At 41.3% G+C, this 17,500-nt stretch carries 14 protein-coding genes; 5 read left to right on the top strand and 9 right to left on the bottom strand.

Going from position 1 to position 17,500, the window contains the following annotated elements:
- Nucleotides 1-491 precede the first annotated feature (491 nt).
- Nucleotides 492-1,115 (bottom strand): flavin reductase, encoded by a 624-nt coding sequence (locus GKZ87_06155; GenBank protein QSI25092.1) that lies wholly within the window; start codon nucleotides 1,113-1,115, stop codon nucleotides 492-494.
- Nucleotides 1,116-1,374: 259 nt separating this feature from the next.
- Here GKZ87_06155 and GKZ87_06150 point away from each other — a divergent pair, with 259 nt between their 5' ends.
- The 5 genes from GKZ87_06150 to GKZ87_06130 all read left to right on the top strand — a co-directional run bounded on the left by GKZ87_06150 (nucleotide 1,375) and on the right by GKZ87_06130 (nucleotide 6,792).
- The gene (locus GKZ87_06150) at nucleotides 1,375-1,866 is read left to right on the top strand and encodes a sigma-70 family RNA polymerase sigma factor (GenBank protein QSI25091.1); all 492 of its coding nucleotides are present in this window, start codon (nucleotides 1,375-1,377) and stop codon (nucleotides 1,864-1,866) included.
- Nucleotides 1,863-2,735, top strand: a complete 873-nt coding sequence (locus GKZ87_06145; GenBank protein ID QSI25090.1) for a DUF3298 domain-containing protein — start codon at nucleotides 1,863-1,865, stop codon at nucleotides 2,733-2,735. The genes GKZ87_06150 and GKZ87_06145 overlap by 4 nt, the downstream gene beginning before the upstream one ends.
- A complete protein-coding gene (locus GKZ87_06140) occupies nucleotides 2,735-4,105 on the top strand; it encodes a polysaccharide deacetylase family protein (protein QSI25089.1) in 1,371 nt (456 codons plus the stop codon). Before GKZ87_06145 ends, GKZ87_06140 begins: the two co-directional genes overlap by 1 nt.
- A gap of 466 nt (nucleotides 4,106-4,571) precedes the next feature.
- Complete coding sequence (locus GKZ87_06135; protein ID QSI25088.1) at nucleotides 4,572-5,939, top strand: polysaccharide deacetylase family protein; 1,368 nt, start codon at nucleotides 4,572-4,574, stop codon at nucleotides 5,937-5,939.
- Between the two features lie 352 nt (nucleotides 5,940-6,291).
- Complete coding sequence (locus GKZ87_06130) at nucleotides 6,292-6,792, top strand: nitroreductase family protein (protein QSI25087.1); 501 nt, start codon at nucleotides 6,292-6,294, stop codon at nucleotides 6,790-6,792.
- A gap of 342 nt (nucleotides 6,793-7,134) precedes the next feature.
- Here the strand turns inward: GKZ87_06130 and GKZ87_06125 are convergent, their stop codons facing one another.
- From GKZ87_06125 to GKZ87_06090, 8 genes are all read right to left on the bottom strand, one after another.
- Nucleotides 7,135-7,575 (bottom strand): glyoxalase, encoded by a 441-nt coding sequence (locus GKZ87_06125; protein QSI27902.1) that lies wholly within the window; start codon nucleotides 7,573-7,575, stop codon nucleotides 7,135-7,137.
- A 1-nt stretch (nucleotide 7,576) separates the two neighbouring features.
- A complete protein-coding gene (locus GKZ87_06120) occupies nucleotides 7,577-8,494 on the bottom strand; it encodes a N(4)-(beta-N-acetylglucosaminyl)-L-asparaginase (protein QSI25086.1) in 918 nt (305 codons plus the stop codon).
- Between the two features lie 703 nt (nucleotides 8,495-9,197).
- On the bottom strand, nucleotides 9,198-9,704 hold the full coding sequence (locus GKZ87_06115) for a hypothetical protein (GenBank protein QSI25085.1): 507 nt from the start codon (nucleotides 9,702-9,704) through the stop codon (nucleotides 9,198-9,200).
- Between the two features lie 1,020 nt (nucleotides 9,705-10,724).
- Entirely contained in the window at nucleotides 10,725-11,675 is a 951-nt protein-coding gene (locus GKZ87_06110) for an L-lactate dehydrogenase (protein ID QSI25084.1), read from the bottom strand.
- Nucleotides 11,676-11,779: 104 nt separating this feature from the next.
- Nucleotides 11,780-12,730, bottom strand: coding sequence for an L-lactate dehydrogenase (locus GKZ87_06105; protein ID QSI25083.1), 951 nt, complete (start codon nucleotides 12,728-12,730; stop codon nucleotides 11,780-11,782).
- 167 nt (nucleotides 12,731-12,897) lie between these two features.
- A complete protein-coding gene (locus GKZ87_06100; protein ID QSI25082.1) occupies nucleotides 12,898-13,248 on the bottom strand; it encodes a nrdI protein in 351 nt (116 codons plus the stop codon).
- Nucleotides 13,249-13,692: 444 nt separating this feature from the next.
- Nucleotides 13,693-14,736, bottom strand: coding sequence for a ribonucleotide-diphosphate reductase subunit beta (locus tag GKZ87_06095; GenBank protein ID QSI25081.1), 1,044 nt, complete (start codon nucleotides 14,734-14,736; stop codon nucleotides 13,693-13,695).
- 12 nt (nucleotides 14,737-14,748) lie between these two features.
- On the bottom strand, nucleotides 14,749-17,265 hold the full coding sequence (locus tag GKZ87_06090) for a ribonucleoside-diphosphate reductase subunit alpha (GenBank protein QSI25080.1): 2,517 nt from the start codon (nucleotides 17,263-17,265) through the stop codon (nucleotides 14,749-14,751).
- Between the last annotated feature and the right edge of the window lie 235 nt (nucleotides 17,266-17,500).

Genomic DNA, 17,500 nt, shown 5'->3' with positions numbered 1-17,500 from the left:
TAGAAAAGCCGCTATCCTTGTAACATTATATAATATAGGGAAATTATGAAAAGAAGACGGGATACACCTAATCTAACCTGTATACAGGAAGTTCGTACATAGCAATACGCATATAATATATTTCAAAATACAGCCAACCGCACTTTTCTTTTAAAAAATAACAGCTCATGCAAACAGCACTCATTTCCCTGGAAATAAAAAAGGTAAGCTTACTGCTACAGGATACAAGTAGGATACATGGGAATGCTACTGTATAGATGGATAGCGATTTGCCTTCCCTGTATAGAAAAAAAGAGCCGGTTCATATAGGAACAGACTCTATATTCAGCTAATATCCACACTGCCCTGGATTGATCATCCACATGAGAACGGATATGCTATTCCAAATAAGCAGGAAATTGCATACATCCTGCTTGTATGAAAACCGTAAGCAAAGCCTTTCCCTTATCACTGATTCGGTTCTTTACATTTACCGAATTCAATTCCAGCTGTTACAGCTTTTCAAAGAGAGCAGCCGGCGCTCCGCATAATGGACATACATAGTCTTCCGGAAGCGGATCTCCTTCATAGATGTAACCGCAAATTGTACATCTCCAGCCGCTTTTTTCACTCTTTTCCTGATAGCTTGGCGCATTCTTCGGAGTTGCTCCGTTTTTCACCTGATGATAGTAGGCATAGGTCATAACCTCTTCCTCACTCAGCACCTCGGCCTCCTCTACTTCACCAACAAACATAACATGTGTTCCCAAATCCAGTGTCTGCACAACTCTCAAGCTGTAGCGTGCTGCCATATGCTCCTTTGGATATGGAACACCGTGTGTATCCCTTTGATATACACATTTCTCGAATTTATCGTTATCCCTGCTGGAACAGAATCCAAAATTTTTAATCGTATCCATATCGCAGTACTCTGTCAGTACCACGGCAGCGAAACGTCCTGACTTCTCGATCAGCTGCTCGGTATAGTTATCCTTATTCAGTGTCACTGCAAGCTGTGCAGGTGAAGAAGTCACCTGATGCAGTGTATTTGCAACACAGCCTGCATCCTTTCCTTCAAATGTAGTTGAAATGATGTATAAACCGTAACTCAGTTTGAAAAATGCTGTTTGATCCATAATATTTCCTCCTTTAATATTAAGAATTATTCTCAATTTATAACTATAGTATGCTCCTGTTTCAGACATTTGTAAAGAGAATTGCCTTCTTTTTATTTAAGTTTTTTTAAGAAGTTATCCGTATGCGCAAACGGTCTTTCATGTCATAATACATATGGACAGGATTCGACAAATTTATACAAATTTCTATAAATTTTTCAAACTTTTTTCCTGCAATATGCGTCTAATAACTGAAACAGCAAGATAGGAGACACGGTACATGAAACAGCGATTGCATCCAAAGGATCTAGAGGTTTACTTAAAAGCAAATGAAAAACGCCTGTATCGCCTGGCTTATTCGTATATGCACAGCGATGCGGATTCCAAGGATATGCTGCAAAATGCAATGATCAAGGCATTTACAAATCTTCCCCGCCTGAAGAATAGCGAATACATGGATACCTGGTTCTACCGTATATTGATCAACACCTGTTTGGATCAGCTTCGCCGGATGAGCCGTGAATCCATCTACCCGCTGGAAGAGGATACGATGCTGCAGGAACAGGAAGACATCCTCCTGAGCGAGGAGCTCCATCAGCTGCTGTTTACCCTGGATCCGAAAACCAGAACCATTATCCTCCTGCGCTATTTTGAAGATAGAAAGCTGGAGGAGATTTCGGATATTCTTTCCCTTCCCTTGAGCACAGTGAAGACAAGGCTTTATAAGGGACTGAAGGAGATGCGCATACAGATGGAGGAATATGAGATATGAAAAACATGGATAAGCTACGACAGGAATATGAAGCACTGCCTGTGCCGGATGATCTGGACAGCTTTATGGATTCCTGCATGGAACAGGCACAGAAGAAACAGCACCGCTTTACTCTGCGTAAGGTATGGAAGCCGGCACTCAGCACCGCCTTTCTATTATATCTGATTATGCTGAATACCGTACCGGCATTCGCACAAAGCATATTCGACATTCCACTGCTTGGTGATGTTTCCCGCATTCTCTGTGTCAGGGAATATAAAAAGACAAGTGATGTGGACTCCCTCAGTGTGAAAGTACCAAAGGTGAAAAATACTGGAAATCCGGATATGGAGGAACGTGTAAATAAGCAGATTGAGGAACGTATAAACAAAACAACCCGACAGCTGTATAAGGACAGCGAACAGGTACGAGAAATGATGAAAAAAGAAAATATGAAATCGCTGACGGCCAAAACGGAAGTGACGATTGATTATAAGATCACCTGCAATAAACGCAATCTGTTATCCTTTCAGGTCATGACCAATTATCAGCTGAATACCTCCATGCAGGAATATCAGACCTTTAACCTGGATTTATCCACTGGAAAGGACATCACACTGGAGGAATTGTTTGGATCAGATTATGAGGAGCTTATCAACAGCAGTATTCGTAAGCAGATTAAGGAACGCATGGAGCAGGATGAAAATGCGAGCTATTTTGACGGAGCTATGGGATTTCAGGGGATCCGTAAAAATCAGCCGTTCTATATAGATGACAACGGCAATGTTGTAATCATATTTGAAAAATATTCCATTGCCCCGGGATATATGGGAACACAGGAATTTAAAATTCCGTGCGGGCAGCTTCAGAACTATACAGGAGGAAAGTAATGATGATACAGGAACATAAAACAGACAGACATATACAGCCAAAGCGGCTGATGCTGTTAATACTGATACCGATTCTCTTGCTTGCAGGAGGCTTCGGAGTCTATAAAATCATGGCACAGGATGCATACGCAGCCTACAATACCTATGATGAAACAAACAAAAAGGAAGGAACGATGGAGCATTTCACGGAAGAAAAAGAGGATACCTATTATCTATCCTTCTATTATCCAAAATTTGACGATAAGCAGTTAAATGAATTAGTACAGAGCTATCGCAGCAATAACATCCAGACCAAACGTAAGCACGACGGTATGATGTATGTCGCAATCGATTATGCCAGTGAAAAGCTGTTTGACCAGTATGTGAACCTTACCTTTACACAGAAAATTTACAACGCTGACCAGAAACAGATTGATGAAATCCGCAATCATTATACGTATGATACGAAACAAAAAAAAGTACTCACCCTGCCGGATGCATTGCGTAGAGACTATATCAGTGTTGTAAAGAAGCTGGCAGAGCACTCCGGTATCCACAAGCCCAGTATTTCTCAGATGCAGGTACAGGTGGGGAAAAAGGAATTGCATGTGTATACAGACAAGGAAACAAAGGGCTTTTCCCTTCCCTATCAGGAATATACGAAATACATCCGCCTTGCGAACCGAAACATTCCTTCATTATATCAGAAAGACGCGATCATCCCGGCAGAGCAGAAGGTGGATCCCAATAAAAAAATGATTGCGTTCACCTTTGATGACGGCCCACATTGGAGGAATACACAAATCATTATGAAGGAATTTGAGAAATACAACGGTCGCGCCACCTTCTTTATGCTTGGTCAGAATGTAAAGGATCCGACAACCGGTGTTGATAATACGGATATTGTCCGCGATATGTATAAACGAGGCTTTGAGGTTGGAAATCATTCCTGGGATCATTCCATGAGAATCGCCGCCAGCAAGAGTGATGCTATGAGCAAGGCAGAGGTATCGGATGAAATTTATCGAACACAGGATGCCATTTTTGCGGCATGCGGTGCAGATGCAACGATGTTTCGGCCTCCTTACGGCGCTTTAAATAACAATGTACGTGCAGTTTCTACCCTGGATTTTGCCCTATGGGATCTGGATACTCTGGACTGGAGTAATAAGAATGCCGGTATCATTACACAGAACATTATGAGTAATGTACATGACGGCTCCGTTATCCTGCTGCATGATATCCACGATTTTTCAAGAGATGCCATCCTGCAGGTGCTGCCAAAGCTGGAGGCACAGGGCTATCAGTTTGTTTCCCTTTCCACCCTGCGCAAGTATAAAAACGAGAAGCTGGTGAATGAAAATGTCGTCATTCCAGCTTCTATAAAATAATCGAACGTTTAAAGATTTTTATATGCCTTACCTTATGTTATCAGATTGAGAATATACAGCCATACTGCAGCAGGTATGGCTTTTTCATCTTCATTCTACAAAGCAGCTTTTAATAATTCTTTCTTTACTCATAACAGCAGGCTTCGCCTGATCAGCAGGATTTCCAGCTTTTTTATGTTGAAGTACAGGATGAAGCTATGTATCCAACGGCTTCTGTAGGATTTAAACCATGTGCTTATGGAACTTACTGCATCTGGCTGCAGTATGATTACAGGATGGCCAGCTATGCTATAAGTAAATGATACAGATTTTCATTAAAACAATATTTACAGGATGGCCAAGCTCTGTATTTTTCATATAAGAACCTACCGGAAGCATTTCTAAAGTTTTCATGATTTTGACTATTCTTAGGTAAATATTGTAAAAGAATGCTATAATATTACCAGATAGCTGTTTTGGAGGGATTATGAATACGAAAAGAAAAAAACTGAGAAAAGACCGGTTGGGGATTCTGGTGGGTATTTGTGTTGTGCTGATTGCAACGGCAGGCTTTGGTTTATGGAAGATCAGCGGAATGCTGTTTACAGATCCATATGAGGAATATAAGGCTTACAATACATCCGGTAAGGAGTATGGGGATATTCAGCAGGTCAGTGAAGAATACGAAAATGAAGCATTTGTATCTTTTACATATCCTGCATTTAAAGAAAAAGGTCTCAATGCTGTGGTCAAGGCATATGAGAAAAAAGCAGTGCAGTCAGCTGGTAAAAAAGCAAAGCAAATTACCAGCATTGACTATGACAGCGCACAACTGTTTGACCGCTATGTTACGATTGCATTTCATGAGCGTGTATTTGCGGAGGATGGAACACCAAAGGATACAAGGACAACATGGATTCTGTATGATAAGAGAATAGATAAGCAGCTGACACTGGAGGACGTACTGCGCCGGGACTATCCGGTACTGGTTAAGAAACTTGCGGAAAAGCAGGGCTGGAAAAAAGAAATCAAACAGGATTTTTCTGCGCTGTCCATGACGAAAAATGAGATACAGCTGCATCCTGATCAGAAGCATACCATTTCCATACCGTTTGCGGAGTATAAGAAATATATCCGCTTAAAGGATAAAAACATACCGTCTCTGTATCAGGGAGATGTCCAAAAGGTAAAAGCACAGCCAAAGGTTGATCCTAACAGAAAGATGATTGCCTTCACCTTTGATGATGGGCCGAGTGCCTATACCACACAGGTTATGGATTTATTTGAACAATACGAAGGTAGGGCCACCTTCTTTATGCTGGGACAGAATGTAGAGGCAAATAAGGAAACGGTAAAGGATATGCACAGACGCGGCTTTGAGCTTGGTAATCATTCCTGGGATCACTCCATGGATCTGGCGGCTTCCAAACATGGCTATATGTCTGTTTCTGAAGCTGCGGAAAATGTTTATAAGACACAGGATGCTCTGTATGCTATTTGCGGTGATGAACCGCAGTATTTCCGTCCACCGTATGGCGCAGTGAACAAGAATCTGCTGAAAGCCAATTATCTGGGATATGCTTTCTGGGATATTGATACCAGAGACTGGTCTAGTAAAAATGCTGCCAGTATTACCTCTGCTGCTTTATCCGGAGCGAAAAATGATAACATTGTCATATTGTTTCATGATATATATGAGCCAAGTGTGGAGAGCTTGAAAACGATTTTGCCAAGGCTGAAGGAACAGGGATATCAGTTTGTCACCTACTCCACGTTGATGCAGTACGAAAAGGATTATCTTCTGAAGCTGGATGCCGGTTATAGAGTGCCGAAGGAGTATGCAAACGGGCATTAGCTTTATACGCGTTTTGAAGTAAAGAACATCTACAAAGTCTGAAGCTGTGGGAATATTACAGCTTCAGACTTTCTTTTTATATCCATACGAAAAAGTGACATCGAGCTTTTTCCGGGTGAGAGATATGCAAGTTATGATCAGGAAAGAGGTTCCTGCCAATACATGAACAGGCTGACACCTAACATATTGCCATGATGTGTTGGTTCAAAAGGGAAGCAGTTTCTTTATCCATTCAACCGGCTCTGTAGGCAGCGTAATTTATTTTCTCTCTTATGTTGAATGCCCGTGTTTGCACTAAGTCTATTCCCTGATTTTGTGCTATACTAAAGAAAAGATAAAGGAGGAAGCTTATATGCTGGAAGAATTATGGACAAGACAAAGTATACGGCGGTATGAAGACAAGGCGGTAGAGGATGAAAAACTGGAGGAGCTGCTGCGTGCAGCCATGCATGCACCGACCGCAAGAAATACACAGAGCTGGCGCTTTATAATCATACGCAATCGAAAGGCACTGGATGAAATGACGAAGCTGCAGCCTTATACCGGAATGATGAAAACGGCTCCCTGTGCTATACTCGTGATGGGTGATCGTAATGCTACAGATTTGGAAGAATATCTGTACTGTGATTGCAGTGCTGCGATTGAAAACATATTGATAGAGGCACGGCATCAGGGCTTATCCACCTGCTGGTGTGCAGTCGGCCCCAAAAAGGAGCGCATTGATAATTTTCGCCGATATTATAGGCTGGAGGAACACCTGTTACCGGTGGCTGTTGTCGCTGTCGGCTATGGCTGTGAAGCAAAAGAAATTATAGACCGCTTTGATCCAAAGAAAATCACGTATTTCGACTGATTTTTACATACATGAAAAGTATAGCATCACTCACAATTTCAGGATACTATAAAGGAAGAATCGAATGCATGGAATGTATCCATGTCGCTTGATCCTTCCTTTTGTATGCTATATGTATATCTTCAAGTATATGCTTTTCTAATATATGCCTTTCTGAGTATAGATTTTGCTAAATAAGCCCTATAGATTTTCCCATGTACATTTCCTATTCAAAGCTGCCTCATATTTATGTTATTTCCAGCCATATTCATAAAAAGAATATGGGATGCAGCTACGCATGATATATCAATAATCACATCTTTTCTTTGATATTAAGGGATATAATCAGCAGCGCCTGCCCCCTTAGGGAAAATACTTTTTTCTTTCATAACTAGTAATTTCCAGTTCAATACCCTCGCTGTCCTTGAAAAAAAACGCGTAATAATCTTCACAATATTCCGGATAAAGCCTCGGAGCGTGAACAATCTGCATATCCTGCTGAACGAATTGTTCATACAGTTGATCGACTGTATGTCTATTCTCAACATGAAATGCAATATGATGCATAGCACCGGGCTTCCTTCTATTGATAGATTCCCGCTCGAAACATCTCCGCGGACTGATGAGTCCCAGTGAAAACTGCGCATGATGGTATTCTATGATTTCATATTCATGAGCGTTTACACAATCGTACTCCTTATAACGCAGATCAAACCCCAATAATGGCAGAAGCTTATCATAAAATGTTTCCGATCGTTTCAAGTTACTAACAGTGATATGAATATGATCCAGAACCGGCACCATACTAATCACCCTGATATTGCTTCAGCCATGCAGCGTCTGCAGGGAAACAGCGATGTATTCCATCTTCATAAGCCGCAACCATCAGCGTTACCTTGCCATCCTGTGCCACAACGTAAGGAAATTCCTTCAAATTTGTGACAGCGGCACAATTTCCATGTACGTCCATTGCGATCATAGAAATGGCATCACAGTGATTTCCCGCTTGCTTCATACGCTGCATATGTGCATCCAAAACCTGAATCAAAGCATCCTGGACTGCCACACCGCAACGCATCTGGTCAACAACCCGAATGGACAGGCAGCCACGCATGATATCCTCTCCAAGTCCGGTAGCCGCAGCACTTCCTGCCATCGCGTCACTGTAAAATCCAGAACCGATGATTGGACTGTCTCCTACTCTGCCCGCATGCTTCAAAAATAAGCCGCTTGTCGATACACCCGCTGCCATGTCATTCCCTTTTCCGGCAAGTACACAAACAGTATCATGTCCATCGTATGCTTTTAAATCTACATCCTTCTTCGCCTTTTCATATCGTTTCTTTGAAGCCTTCGTCAGATTATTCGCAAATGCAAAGCCATTTGTTTGTGCATATGCCTCCGCGCCACTTCCTGCCAATAGACAGTTACAGTGCTTACCGCAGAGTGATGCTGCTACTTCAATCGCAGAGGATATGTTTTCTACCTCGATCACACCGCCAAAATTCAAGGTACTACCATCCATATAGGCTGCATCAAGCTGTACATGCCCCTCAATGTTGGGAAGTCCGCCTTTCCCTACAGATACAAATTCCTCACGCTGTTCCACATCTTGAATCGCTGTCACAATTGCTTCCTGTATCCCCTGCTCATGCAACGCCTGCATTCCCTTATGTATACCATCATATGCCATCTTCCATGTCGCAATCATCGTTTCTTTCATATATAATCCTCCATTTCCTTTTTATGTGCAAAACTGCTTCCCTTTTATTATACAGGAAACATGAAGAAATCCCTATAAAATCCTCATTAGAATTATTTTGGAAATCGACCTTTTAAGCAGGAGATTGAAGGAAATGAAAGCTAGAAAAAGAACAATCTAATTGCATGCTTTTACTATCGCTAATATCATGATATTGATTAGGCTCATTTCCACTCTTATCTTTTTCAAAGCTCGTATCACTACGGATTTCCATCCCATAATATTGATCCATCCTTCCATTGTACCTTTCCACTGACGTCCTAACGTTGTACGGCCTTTTAAACTTCTTTGAGTTTTTTGCAAAATTTGTGGAATATCCGCACCCCTTATTCTGTATACGATTTAGGTATGACAAGTATTCAAATATGCTACTAATTAGATTTAGAGCTCTCTTAAATGAAAATCTTAGTGTGATTAAAGAAAATCTATCGAGAGAACTAAATCTTTACATTATGAATCACATTTATGTCTATAGGGATATTCTTTATATAATCGCATAAAGAATGAAGCATCTGCAAACAAAATCATGTTTATGTGGAAAAGGCAATAGATAAAATAAGCGGCAATGAACTAGATTATGTTGGAAACCAAGGAAGCCATAAAATATTGTAAAATAGGAATAACAAAATCATGTGGTTTAGTATATGATTTTGTTATAAATTTTTTATTTGTAATTACGTAGTCCTATATAAAATGGTTTATCTCTCATTACAATGTTATATTGATAATTTTTCAACATTTCTATAATTCTGTCTTTACTAGAATTATTTATTTTGATCACCCGCGTACAATGAAAAGATAGTTTTTGCTTTCTAATAATTAAAAATTGATTTGTGAAAATATATAAAAATTCATCTTTATCAAACAAATGAAGTTTATTTATATATATGCCATTTTCCGTAAATTGGAATGTATTGACTCTATTGATCACACTTTTCACATTTAGCCACATTATAATAAAAAAGCATATAAGAACTAAAATTACAATCAGAGCAGCAGTTGCATATTTCACATCTGACTTATCAAATGCTAAATAAAGAAGCCATACTATATACAAAAAAGAAGCTGGCCATAATAGGTTACCACGATCTGCGATAAAATATTTTTTATATAAAAACCATGAATCTGCTTTAGTGAATTGATTTTTGAATTCTTTCGTAAAATCTTCCATGATAACCTCCATTCCGCCATTCTTATTTGCGGCACAAATAGTAATAAAAACACTACAGTCTAAACGAATGTATTATAATATATAGGTATTAGGCATCTGACATCAGTTTTATACTCACCTATCAGTATGCAGTGCGTCTCTTCTATATAGGTAGAAATATCTAAACTGATTCCAAATGAGCCCTTTTGTATTTTACTTTACACTTATTTAGACTAATTCTCTTTTTTATACTAATCCTCCTCGTATAATATGTAATGTAATCAATGAATGATTCCTTAAATAATTCTTAATTGCATTATCTAATTTTAAGATAATAGTATCGTTTTAAAACAAGGTTTTATTCTCCCTCCTTGCTGCTGCATGCACGTTCGCTATTCATAGATTTTATCCTTTATATCTTAATATTACTTTAGACTCGAATTAGTTTATACAGTAGACCGTTACCCATCTGTCTATTACTTATATATAAATCGGTTACATTGTACCATAAAACGTCTAAGAAATGTATGGGAATCGCATATTAGAATTGAGAAATTGCAAGATTAAGATAATCTAGTATAACATACACATTTGTGCTTTGAATTATTTCAAAAATATTCTTGATGAAGGAGGTGTTAAATGTAGAGGCCACTGCGGAAACAAGGTTCTCATAAATGCGTGTGAAAATCATAAAGTCAACGCATTATATTATGATATTGCAAAAACGTTTTACGATTCAGTAGTAAGCCCCAGGATATCGGTAGTTATATATGTTAATGGAAAATATTTTAAGAAACTCTTTTGGCCTCTTATTAGATACTCGAAGCTGGCGGCTACCATAATGTTAATAATACAAACAAATCAGCATCTTTATAAAATAAATGTTGCTTTGCATTTGCTTTCTTAACATACTGGTATTTATAAAATCCTATGCTTTTTCATAATATACAGCCGGTTATTCAAGGCAAAAAAAAGGAAAACCAACATGGATGCTTCATATCCATGCACATGGCGTTCCTTCAAATCATTTTTTCTTTTGTTTTACAGCAGCGGGTCAACTGCATGGGTATTGATATCCCGAATCGTTTCACAGCTTTGATTGAACTTTGCCTGATCCACTTCATTCAGATCCAGTCTGACGATTTCACGGATTCCCTTACGGTTGACGACAGCAGGCACACCGATATACAAGCCCTCCTGACCATATTCACGATTCTGATAAGCAGATACCGTAAGAATGACATTTTCATCATCCAGAATCGCATGTACCAGACGATTCAGGGAAAGGCCAATACCGTAATAGGTAGAGCGTTTACGCTTCACAATTTCATAACCGGCCTGCTGGACATTCGTATAAATGTCGTGCAGATCGGATAAAGCTCTGCCCTTTTCATCCAGTAAATCCAGCAGATTCTTACACCCGACATACGCGTTTGTCCATGGTACAAAGCTGGAATCTCCATGCTCTCCCATGATATAGGCGTGAATATTGCTTGTTGAAACATTCAGATATTCACTCATCATATAACGCAGACGTGCCGTATCCAAAATTGTTCCGGAGCCGATGACACGCTCCTTTGGCAGCCCGCTTACCTTTTGTGCGACATAGGTCATCGCATCCACCGGATTGGACGCAACGACCAGAATACCGTCAAAGCCGCTGGACATAATTTGTTCGGTAACACTTTTGATGATTACCGTATCTCTTGCGGTAAGATCCAAGCGGGTCTCTGTCGGCTTCTGTGTAACGCCTGCTGTGATGACAACGACAGCCGCATCCTGACACTCCTCATAGCCACCTGCACGAATGCTCATTTTTCCTCTGGCATAAGGCAATCCATGCTGCAAATCCATCGCCTCACCAATGGCCTTTTCCTGATCCACATCGATCAGTACCAGTTCATCGATACCACCGGTATTCAGAAAGCTGTATGCCATGCTCATGCCGACAAAGCCACAGCCAACCAATACGATTTTTCTTTTTTCATTCATAAACAATATAACCTCCAGATATTCTTTTCCTTTTAACTTTACCATAAAAAAGGAGATAAGAAAATGCCAATCATTTCCTTATCCCCTGCAGAAAACTGTCTGAATTAAAGGAGTGGATCTATCACATCACGATTGATACCCTTTAACGTATCGCAGCTGGCATTAAATTTTGCCTGATCAACCTCATTCAGCTTTAAACGGATGACTTCACGAATTCCCTGACGGTTGACAACAGCAGGTACTCCGATATACAGACCCTTCTGTCCATATTCGCCCTCCTGATAGGCAGAAATAGTCAGAATCACATTTTCATCATCCAGGATTGCATGCACAAGACGGTTTAAGGATAACCCGATTCCATAGAAGGTTGCCTTTTTCCGATTGATAATTTCATAAGCCGCCTGCTGGACATTCGTATAAATATCATGCAGATCGGATAACGGCTTTCCCTGTTCATCCAGCAGCTCCAGCAGTGACTTACTGCCTACATAGGCATGTGTCCAGGGTACAAAGCTGGAGTCTCCATGCTCCCCCATAATGTATGCATGGATGTTGGAGCTGGAAACATCTAAATATTCACTCATCATATAGCGTAAACGCGCCGTGTCAAGGATCGTTCCGGAACCGATTACACGCTCCTTTGGCAGTCCGCTCACCTTTTGTGCTAGATAGGTCATACCATCCACCGGATTGCTTGCAACAACAAGGATACCATCGAAGCTACTTGTCATAATACTCTCTACGACACTTTTCATGATTCTTGCATTTTTTGCCGTTAAATCAAGACGTGTTTCCTCCGGCTTCTGTGCTGCACCAGCGGTAATAACAACGACACTGGCATCTCTGCAATCCTCATAATCTCCTGCATAAATATCCATCTTTCCTCTGGCATACGGCAGACCATGCTGTAAATCCATCGCCTCGCCGACTGCTTTTTCCTTCGCTACGTCAATCAGCACCAGTTCATCAATTCCTCCGGTACTCAAAAAGCTATATGCCATGCTCATACCGACAAAGCCGGTACCAACCAGTACGATTTTTCTTTTCTCACTCATTAGAAAGCCTCCTTTGCATGGGTTGTTACTATATGTTACCCAAATCTAACCATAATATACCACGCAAATAAAAAAAGTGAAAGAATGATGACCGCGAAAGATAAAATATGCTCAGTAAGAACAAACTTCCTTTTATTTAAGCGTTCAATCTCATAAGAAAAGCAATCCTATCGGATTACCTTCTTGATATTTACAACATCTTCTTCACTACCTTCGCCATCTACCTTATACAGGCATGGTACATGATATTTCTCAGCAATCACATCTCCTGCCCAGCCAAACGTTGCGGCATGCCGTTCTTTGCTTCCTCCAGCAATAACCCCCTTCAGTCTGCCGCCGTTAAGCTCAAGAAAACTTTCTACAGCTTTTGGAACAATGCCATTTCCATCCGTATAGGTGAACAGGATAAAATCTCCCTCAGCCTTCTCAGTACCGTTTTCTATTTTCATCGCATGAATTGCAAGCTTCTGTATCAATTTTTCTGTTTTCCCCATACGGGATGCATATACATAGTTCATAACATGACCTCCTTGACCTAATGTAACTACAAAAATATTACCATAGGCTAACTGTAGAAACAATTCATTTGCTCACCATATGATTTCATCCTTGTATGTTTATTTTATGTTCAATGGAATTATACCTTATACAATTCATTACAGTGGATGAAATACAGTCATGTAGAAGTCTGTTAGAATAAATTGATTCCAAAAAGCAACAAAAAAGGAGATTGGATATCCCCTTTCTCGTATAGCCTTGTTCTTATACAGTCTAATACAGACCTGTACACCTTCATAAAAATATAACGGTCAGCATCTGTATTTCATTCTAAAATCATAGTTTACGACACGTCGTTTTCATTATCAATCACAGCATATCACTATACAAACACTGCCTGTATTTTTTCTTACACTCACACTTTCATAAGAATGTACAGCTAGGCTGCTTTTGTAAATAACGAATTATAGATCATCCACCAGCGCACTGCTTTTCGCATATGCTGAGGAACGTGCTTCAAAGAAATCCGTTTTAATCAGATTCGCATTCGCATACATTGACACCCACTCCATAGATTTCGGCTCACTTTCAAAGCCCTCATACAGAGGACCGAAGCCCAGTGAATTGCTGCGAAGATTTCCCAGGTAATGAATATAATCAGACACCATCTCCATCGTCAGACCTTCGATGTTATTTCCGATAACATATTCTCCCCAGCGGATTTCCTCCTCCACACCATGGCGCAGCATATCCTTATACTCCTGAATCAGCTCCTCTGTAAACAGGTGCGGTTCTTCCTTCTGCAGTTCTAAAATCATCGAGCGAAACAGCCAGAGATGCGTATTTTCATCCCGGTTGATATAGCGGATTTCCTGTACGGAGCCAGGCATTTTCCCCATTCTTCCCAGATTATAGAAAAACATAAAGCCGGAATAAAAGTAAATACCCTCCAGAATATAATTCGCCATCATCGTTTTCATCAGATGCAGACCGTCTTTATGCTCCTGAAAGTCATTATACAAATCCCCTATGAACTTATTTCTGTTTAACAGACGCTCATCGTCCTTCCACTGATACAAAATATCATTGCGCTCCTGCGGGGAACAGATGGAATCCAGCATATAGCTGTAGCTCTGGGAATGCACAGCCTCCTGAAAAGCCTGTATTGTCAGACACAGATTGACCTCGTTGGCTGTTACATATTCACCGACATTGGGTAAGTTTGCTGTCTGGATGGAATCCAGAAAAATCAGAAAGGACAGCGTTTTGTCATACGCGGTTTTCTCTGCCTCATGCAGCCGGCGATAATCCTTAACATCCTGATTCAGATTGATTTCCTCAGGTATCCAAAAATTATTCATCGCCTGCCGGTACCAGTCCGATACCCAGGTGTATTTCATATTATTAAAATCATTCAGATTGGTTGTATTCCCATTGATCATGCGGCGCTTACCTACCTCGCAGTCCCCATGCTCATTAAATAACGGTTTTCTTAATAAATCACTCATAGCTTCTCCCTTCTAGGATGCACAGGATTCGCATTCCTCAACCTCCAGTGACTTGCTGCGGACATAGTATATCGTTTTCACCCCATATTCCCAGGCATGAATATACAGCATCAGAACCTGCCGCAGTGTAAACTCATTGGTAATGTACAGATTGACAGATTGTGCCTGATCAATATGACGCTGCCGGATTCCAGCTGCGCGCACTACCCATTCCTGATCGATCAGATGTGCATTTTTATACAGCCAGAAGGTCTTTGCATCCAGATCCGGTGCAACACGGGCAATCATACTGCCCTTTTTTTCCTCCAGAAAATACTTATTCATAATCGGATCCACACCGGCCGTAGTACCGGCAATGATGGAGGTGGAACTGGTCGGTGCGATTGCCATGAGCCATGCATTGCGCATTCCCTGCTTTTGCACCAGTGCTTCCAGCTGCTTCCAGGAATCGGACACATAGCTGCGCTTTGTAAAATAGGCACCGCTTTGCCAGTCGCTTCCCGTAAATTCCTGATAGCTTCCCTTTTCCTTTGCCAGCTCACTGCTTGCCTGAATAGCATAGTAATTGATTTTTTCAAATAAGGCATCAGTAAACTGTAAATGCTCTTCTGATTCAAAACGCAATCCCTGCTTCACCAGCATATGATGATAGCCGCTGACACCAAGGCCGATTGGGCGGTATTTTCGATTGGTTATTTTCGCATAGGGAATCGGATAATAATTCAGATCGATGACATTATCCAGCGCACGGACGATGACGTGAATAATATGCGACAGCTCCTCATCCTTATTTACATCGATATTTCCAAGAGACAGACTGGCAAGATTACAAACAACAAAATCCCCCGACTTACTCTCATTCACAACGATCGTTTCACCATTCACTTCCACGATGCGGCTTTCCTCCAGCTCCAGCGCCTTCATGTTTTGTGCAATTTCCGTACAGAGATTGCTGCAGTAAATCATGCCGGCATGAGAATTGGGATTCATACGGTTCACATGATCACGATTAAATGTAAACGGTGTTCCTGTTTCTACAGCGGACTTCAGTATCAAACGCACTAAGTCCTTTAACACCATGGCACGCTTTGGAACGCGGGGATCCTGCACACAGTCAAAATAACGCTCCTCCCATTCCTCACCATAGAAATCCTCCAGGTGATAGCCTTTTATTTTATGAATTTCATGCGGGCACATCAGATACCAGGTCGCATTTAAGTCCTCCTTCGCCATCTTCCAGAATAAATCCGGATAGCACACCGCCGGAAACACATCATGTGCCTTCATACGGTCATCCCCGTTATTTGTGCGCAGATTCAAAAACTCCGGTAAATCCTTATGCCAAGCATCCAGATAGACGGCAACTGCCCCTTGACGCACACCCAGCTGGTCTACTGCTGTTGCGGTATCATTTACCAGCTTGATCCAGCGGATCACACCGCCTGCTGCGCCCTCAAATCCGCGGATATCACTGCCATTGGCACGCACCTTTCCAAAATACAGTCCCATACCGCCGCCGTATTTGGATACCTGTGCAAAATTATCAATGCTCTTGTAAATATTATTTAGCGTATCCTCCACTGTATCGATGAAGCAGCTGGATAGCTGATGATACGGCTTGCGGGCATTGGACATGGTTGGTGTCGCCATGGTCACCTGCAGCTGGGAGAGAATGTCATATATCTGTTTTGCCCAGTATACACGCTCTTTTTCTGGCATTGCCAGATGCATAGCGATACCCATAAACATCTCCTGTGGTGTTTCCAGTACCTCATGGGAATGAGAACACATCAGATAGCGTTTTTTCACAAGCTCCAGGCCGCTATACGTAAACAGGGCATCCCGCTCATCCTTCAGATATGCGCCAAGCTCATCTATTTCAGCATCGCTGTAAGCCTTGCGGATATAATCTCCATAATATCCCTGCTCCTCCAGGTACTTCAGCTTGTTACTGAACCGGGAAAGCTCCAGCTTCTGCATACGGGCACTGATTTCCTCATGCAGCTCATAGGAAAGAAAACGGGAGGCGATATATTCCCATTTCGGTGCTTCCTTGCTGATCAGCTCCACACTGGCCTTGATCAGCATACGCAAACGCTCATCCCTTCTCATATCCTCTTTCAAAAAGGAATGAAATTTCATAAGCAGATTGCGAAGATCATAGACCTCCTCACGATATGTCTGCTGAATATCTGCCAGAACGGTACCAAGCTCCTCCTGCTGTACTGCCTGCACCAGATCATGCAGCACCTGTCTGGATTCATTGCGCTTCTGCCGGTACAAAATATAGCTCTTTGCTTCCTTATAATACTGATGCTGCATCAGCTCTTCTTCCACAAGATCCTGCACGACCTCGACACTGAGCAGCTGCTCATTGGATATGGCTGCCTCTGTTATATCCGCTATGATTTCCTGCAGTACCGCTTCCTCTATTTCTGTATTCGTACTGCGAAATGCCTTTCTAATTGCCTGTGCAATTTTTTCTCCTTCAAATTCCTGAAGCTGTCCATCTCTTTTCTGTATCTTCATATACATACCACCTATCTTATATTAGTATAGGGGAAATCTCAGCTTTTACGCAACTTAAATGACTGAAAACAAAAGTGTGCAAACACAACCGTATCACACGCTGTACAGGTATCGCAGTGATACCTGCGATATCCAATAACAGACATTATAATTCAGCAAAATGGCACTGCCATATGCATTCTATAGCAGTCAGAGCAAGGCCATACTTGCATAGGAAAAAGCGTAAGCCTTTATC

The sequence above is a fragment of the Erysipelotrichaceae bacterium 66202529 genome (assembly GCA_017161075.1).
Classification (GTDB): domain Bacteria; phylum Bacillota_I; class Bacilli_A; order Erysipelotrichales; family Erysipelotrichaceae; genus Clostridium_AQ.
The sequence above is the reverse complement of the archived record's forward strand: the minus strand, read 5'-3'. Positions and strand labels throughout refer to the sequence as shown.

Excerpts from the sequence above, each read along its gene's own strand:
- GKZ87_06150 (QSI25091.1), top strand. The coding sequence starts at position 1,375 with ATGAAACAGCGATTGCATCCAAAGGATCTAGAGGTTTACTTAAAAGCA.
- GKZ87_06095 (QSI25081.1), bottom strand. The coding sequence starts at position 14,736 with ATGAGTGATTTATTAAGAAAACCGTTATTTAATGAGCATGGGGACTGC.
- GKZ87_06125 (QSI27902.1), bottom strand. The coding sequence starts at position 7,575 with ATGGTGCCGGTTCTGGATCATATTCATATCACTGTTAGTAACTTGAAA.
- GKZ87_06145 (QSI25090.1), top strand. The coding sequence starts at position 1,863 with ATGAAAAACATGGATAAGCTACGACAGGAATATGAAGCACTGCCTGTG.
- GKZ87_06105 (QSI25083.1), bottom strand. The coding sequence starts at position 12,730 with ATGAGTGAGAAAAGAAAAATCGTACTGGTTGGTACCGGCTTTGTCGGT.
- GKZ87_06140 (QSI25089.1), top strand. The coding sequence starts at position 2,735 with ATGATGATACAGGAACATAAAACAGACAGACATATACAGCCAAAGCGG.
- GKZ87_06115 (QSI25085.1), bottom strand. The coding sequence starts at position 9,704 with ATGGAAGATTTTACGAAAGAATTCAAAAATCAATTCACTAAAGCAGAT.
- GKZ87_06155 (QSI25092.1), bottom strand. The coding sequence starts at position 1,115 with ATGGATCAAACAGCATTTTTCAAACTGAGTTACGGTTTATACATCATT.
- GKZ87_06100 (QSI25082.1), bottom strand. The coding sequence starts at position 13,248 with ATGAACTATGTATATGCATCCCGTATGGGGAAAACAGAAAAATTGATA.
- GKZ87_06135 (QSI25088.1), top strand. The coding sequence starts at position 4,572 with ATGAATACGAAAAGAAAAAAACTGAGAAAAGACCGGTTGGGGATTCTG.
- GKZ87_06130 (QSI25087.1), top strand. The coding sequence starts at position 6,292 with ATGCTGGAAGAATTATGGACAAGACAAAGTATACGGCGGTATGAAGAC.
- GKZ87_06110 (QSI25084.1), bottom strand. The coding sequence starts at position 11,675 with ATGAATGAAAAAAGAAAAATCGTATTGGTTGGCTGTGGCTTTGTCGGC.
- GKZ87_06120 (QSI25086.1), bottom strand. The coding sequence starts at position 8,494 with ATGAAAGAAACGATGATTGCGACATGGAAGATGGCATATGATGGTATA.
- GKZ87_06090 (QSI25080.1), bottom strand. The coding sequence starts at position 17,265 with ATGAAGATACAGAAAAGAGATGGACAGCTTCAGGAATTTGAAGGAGAA.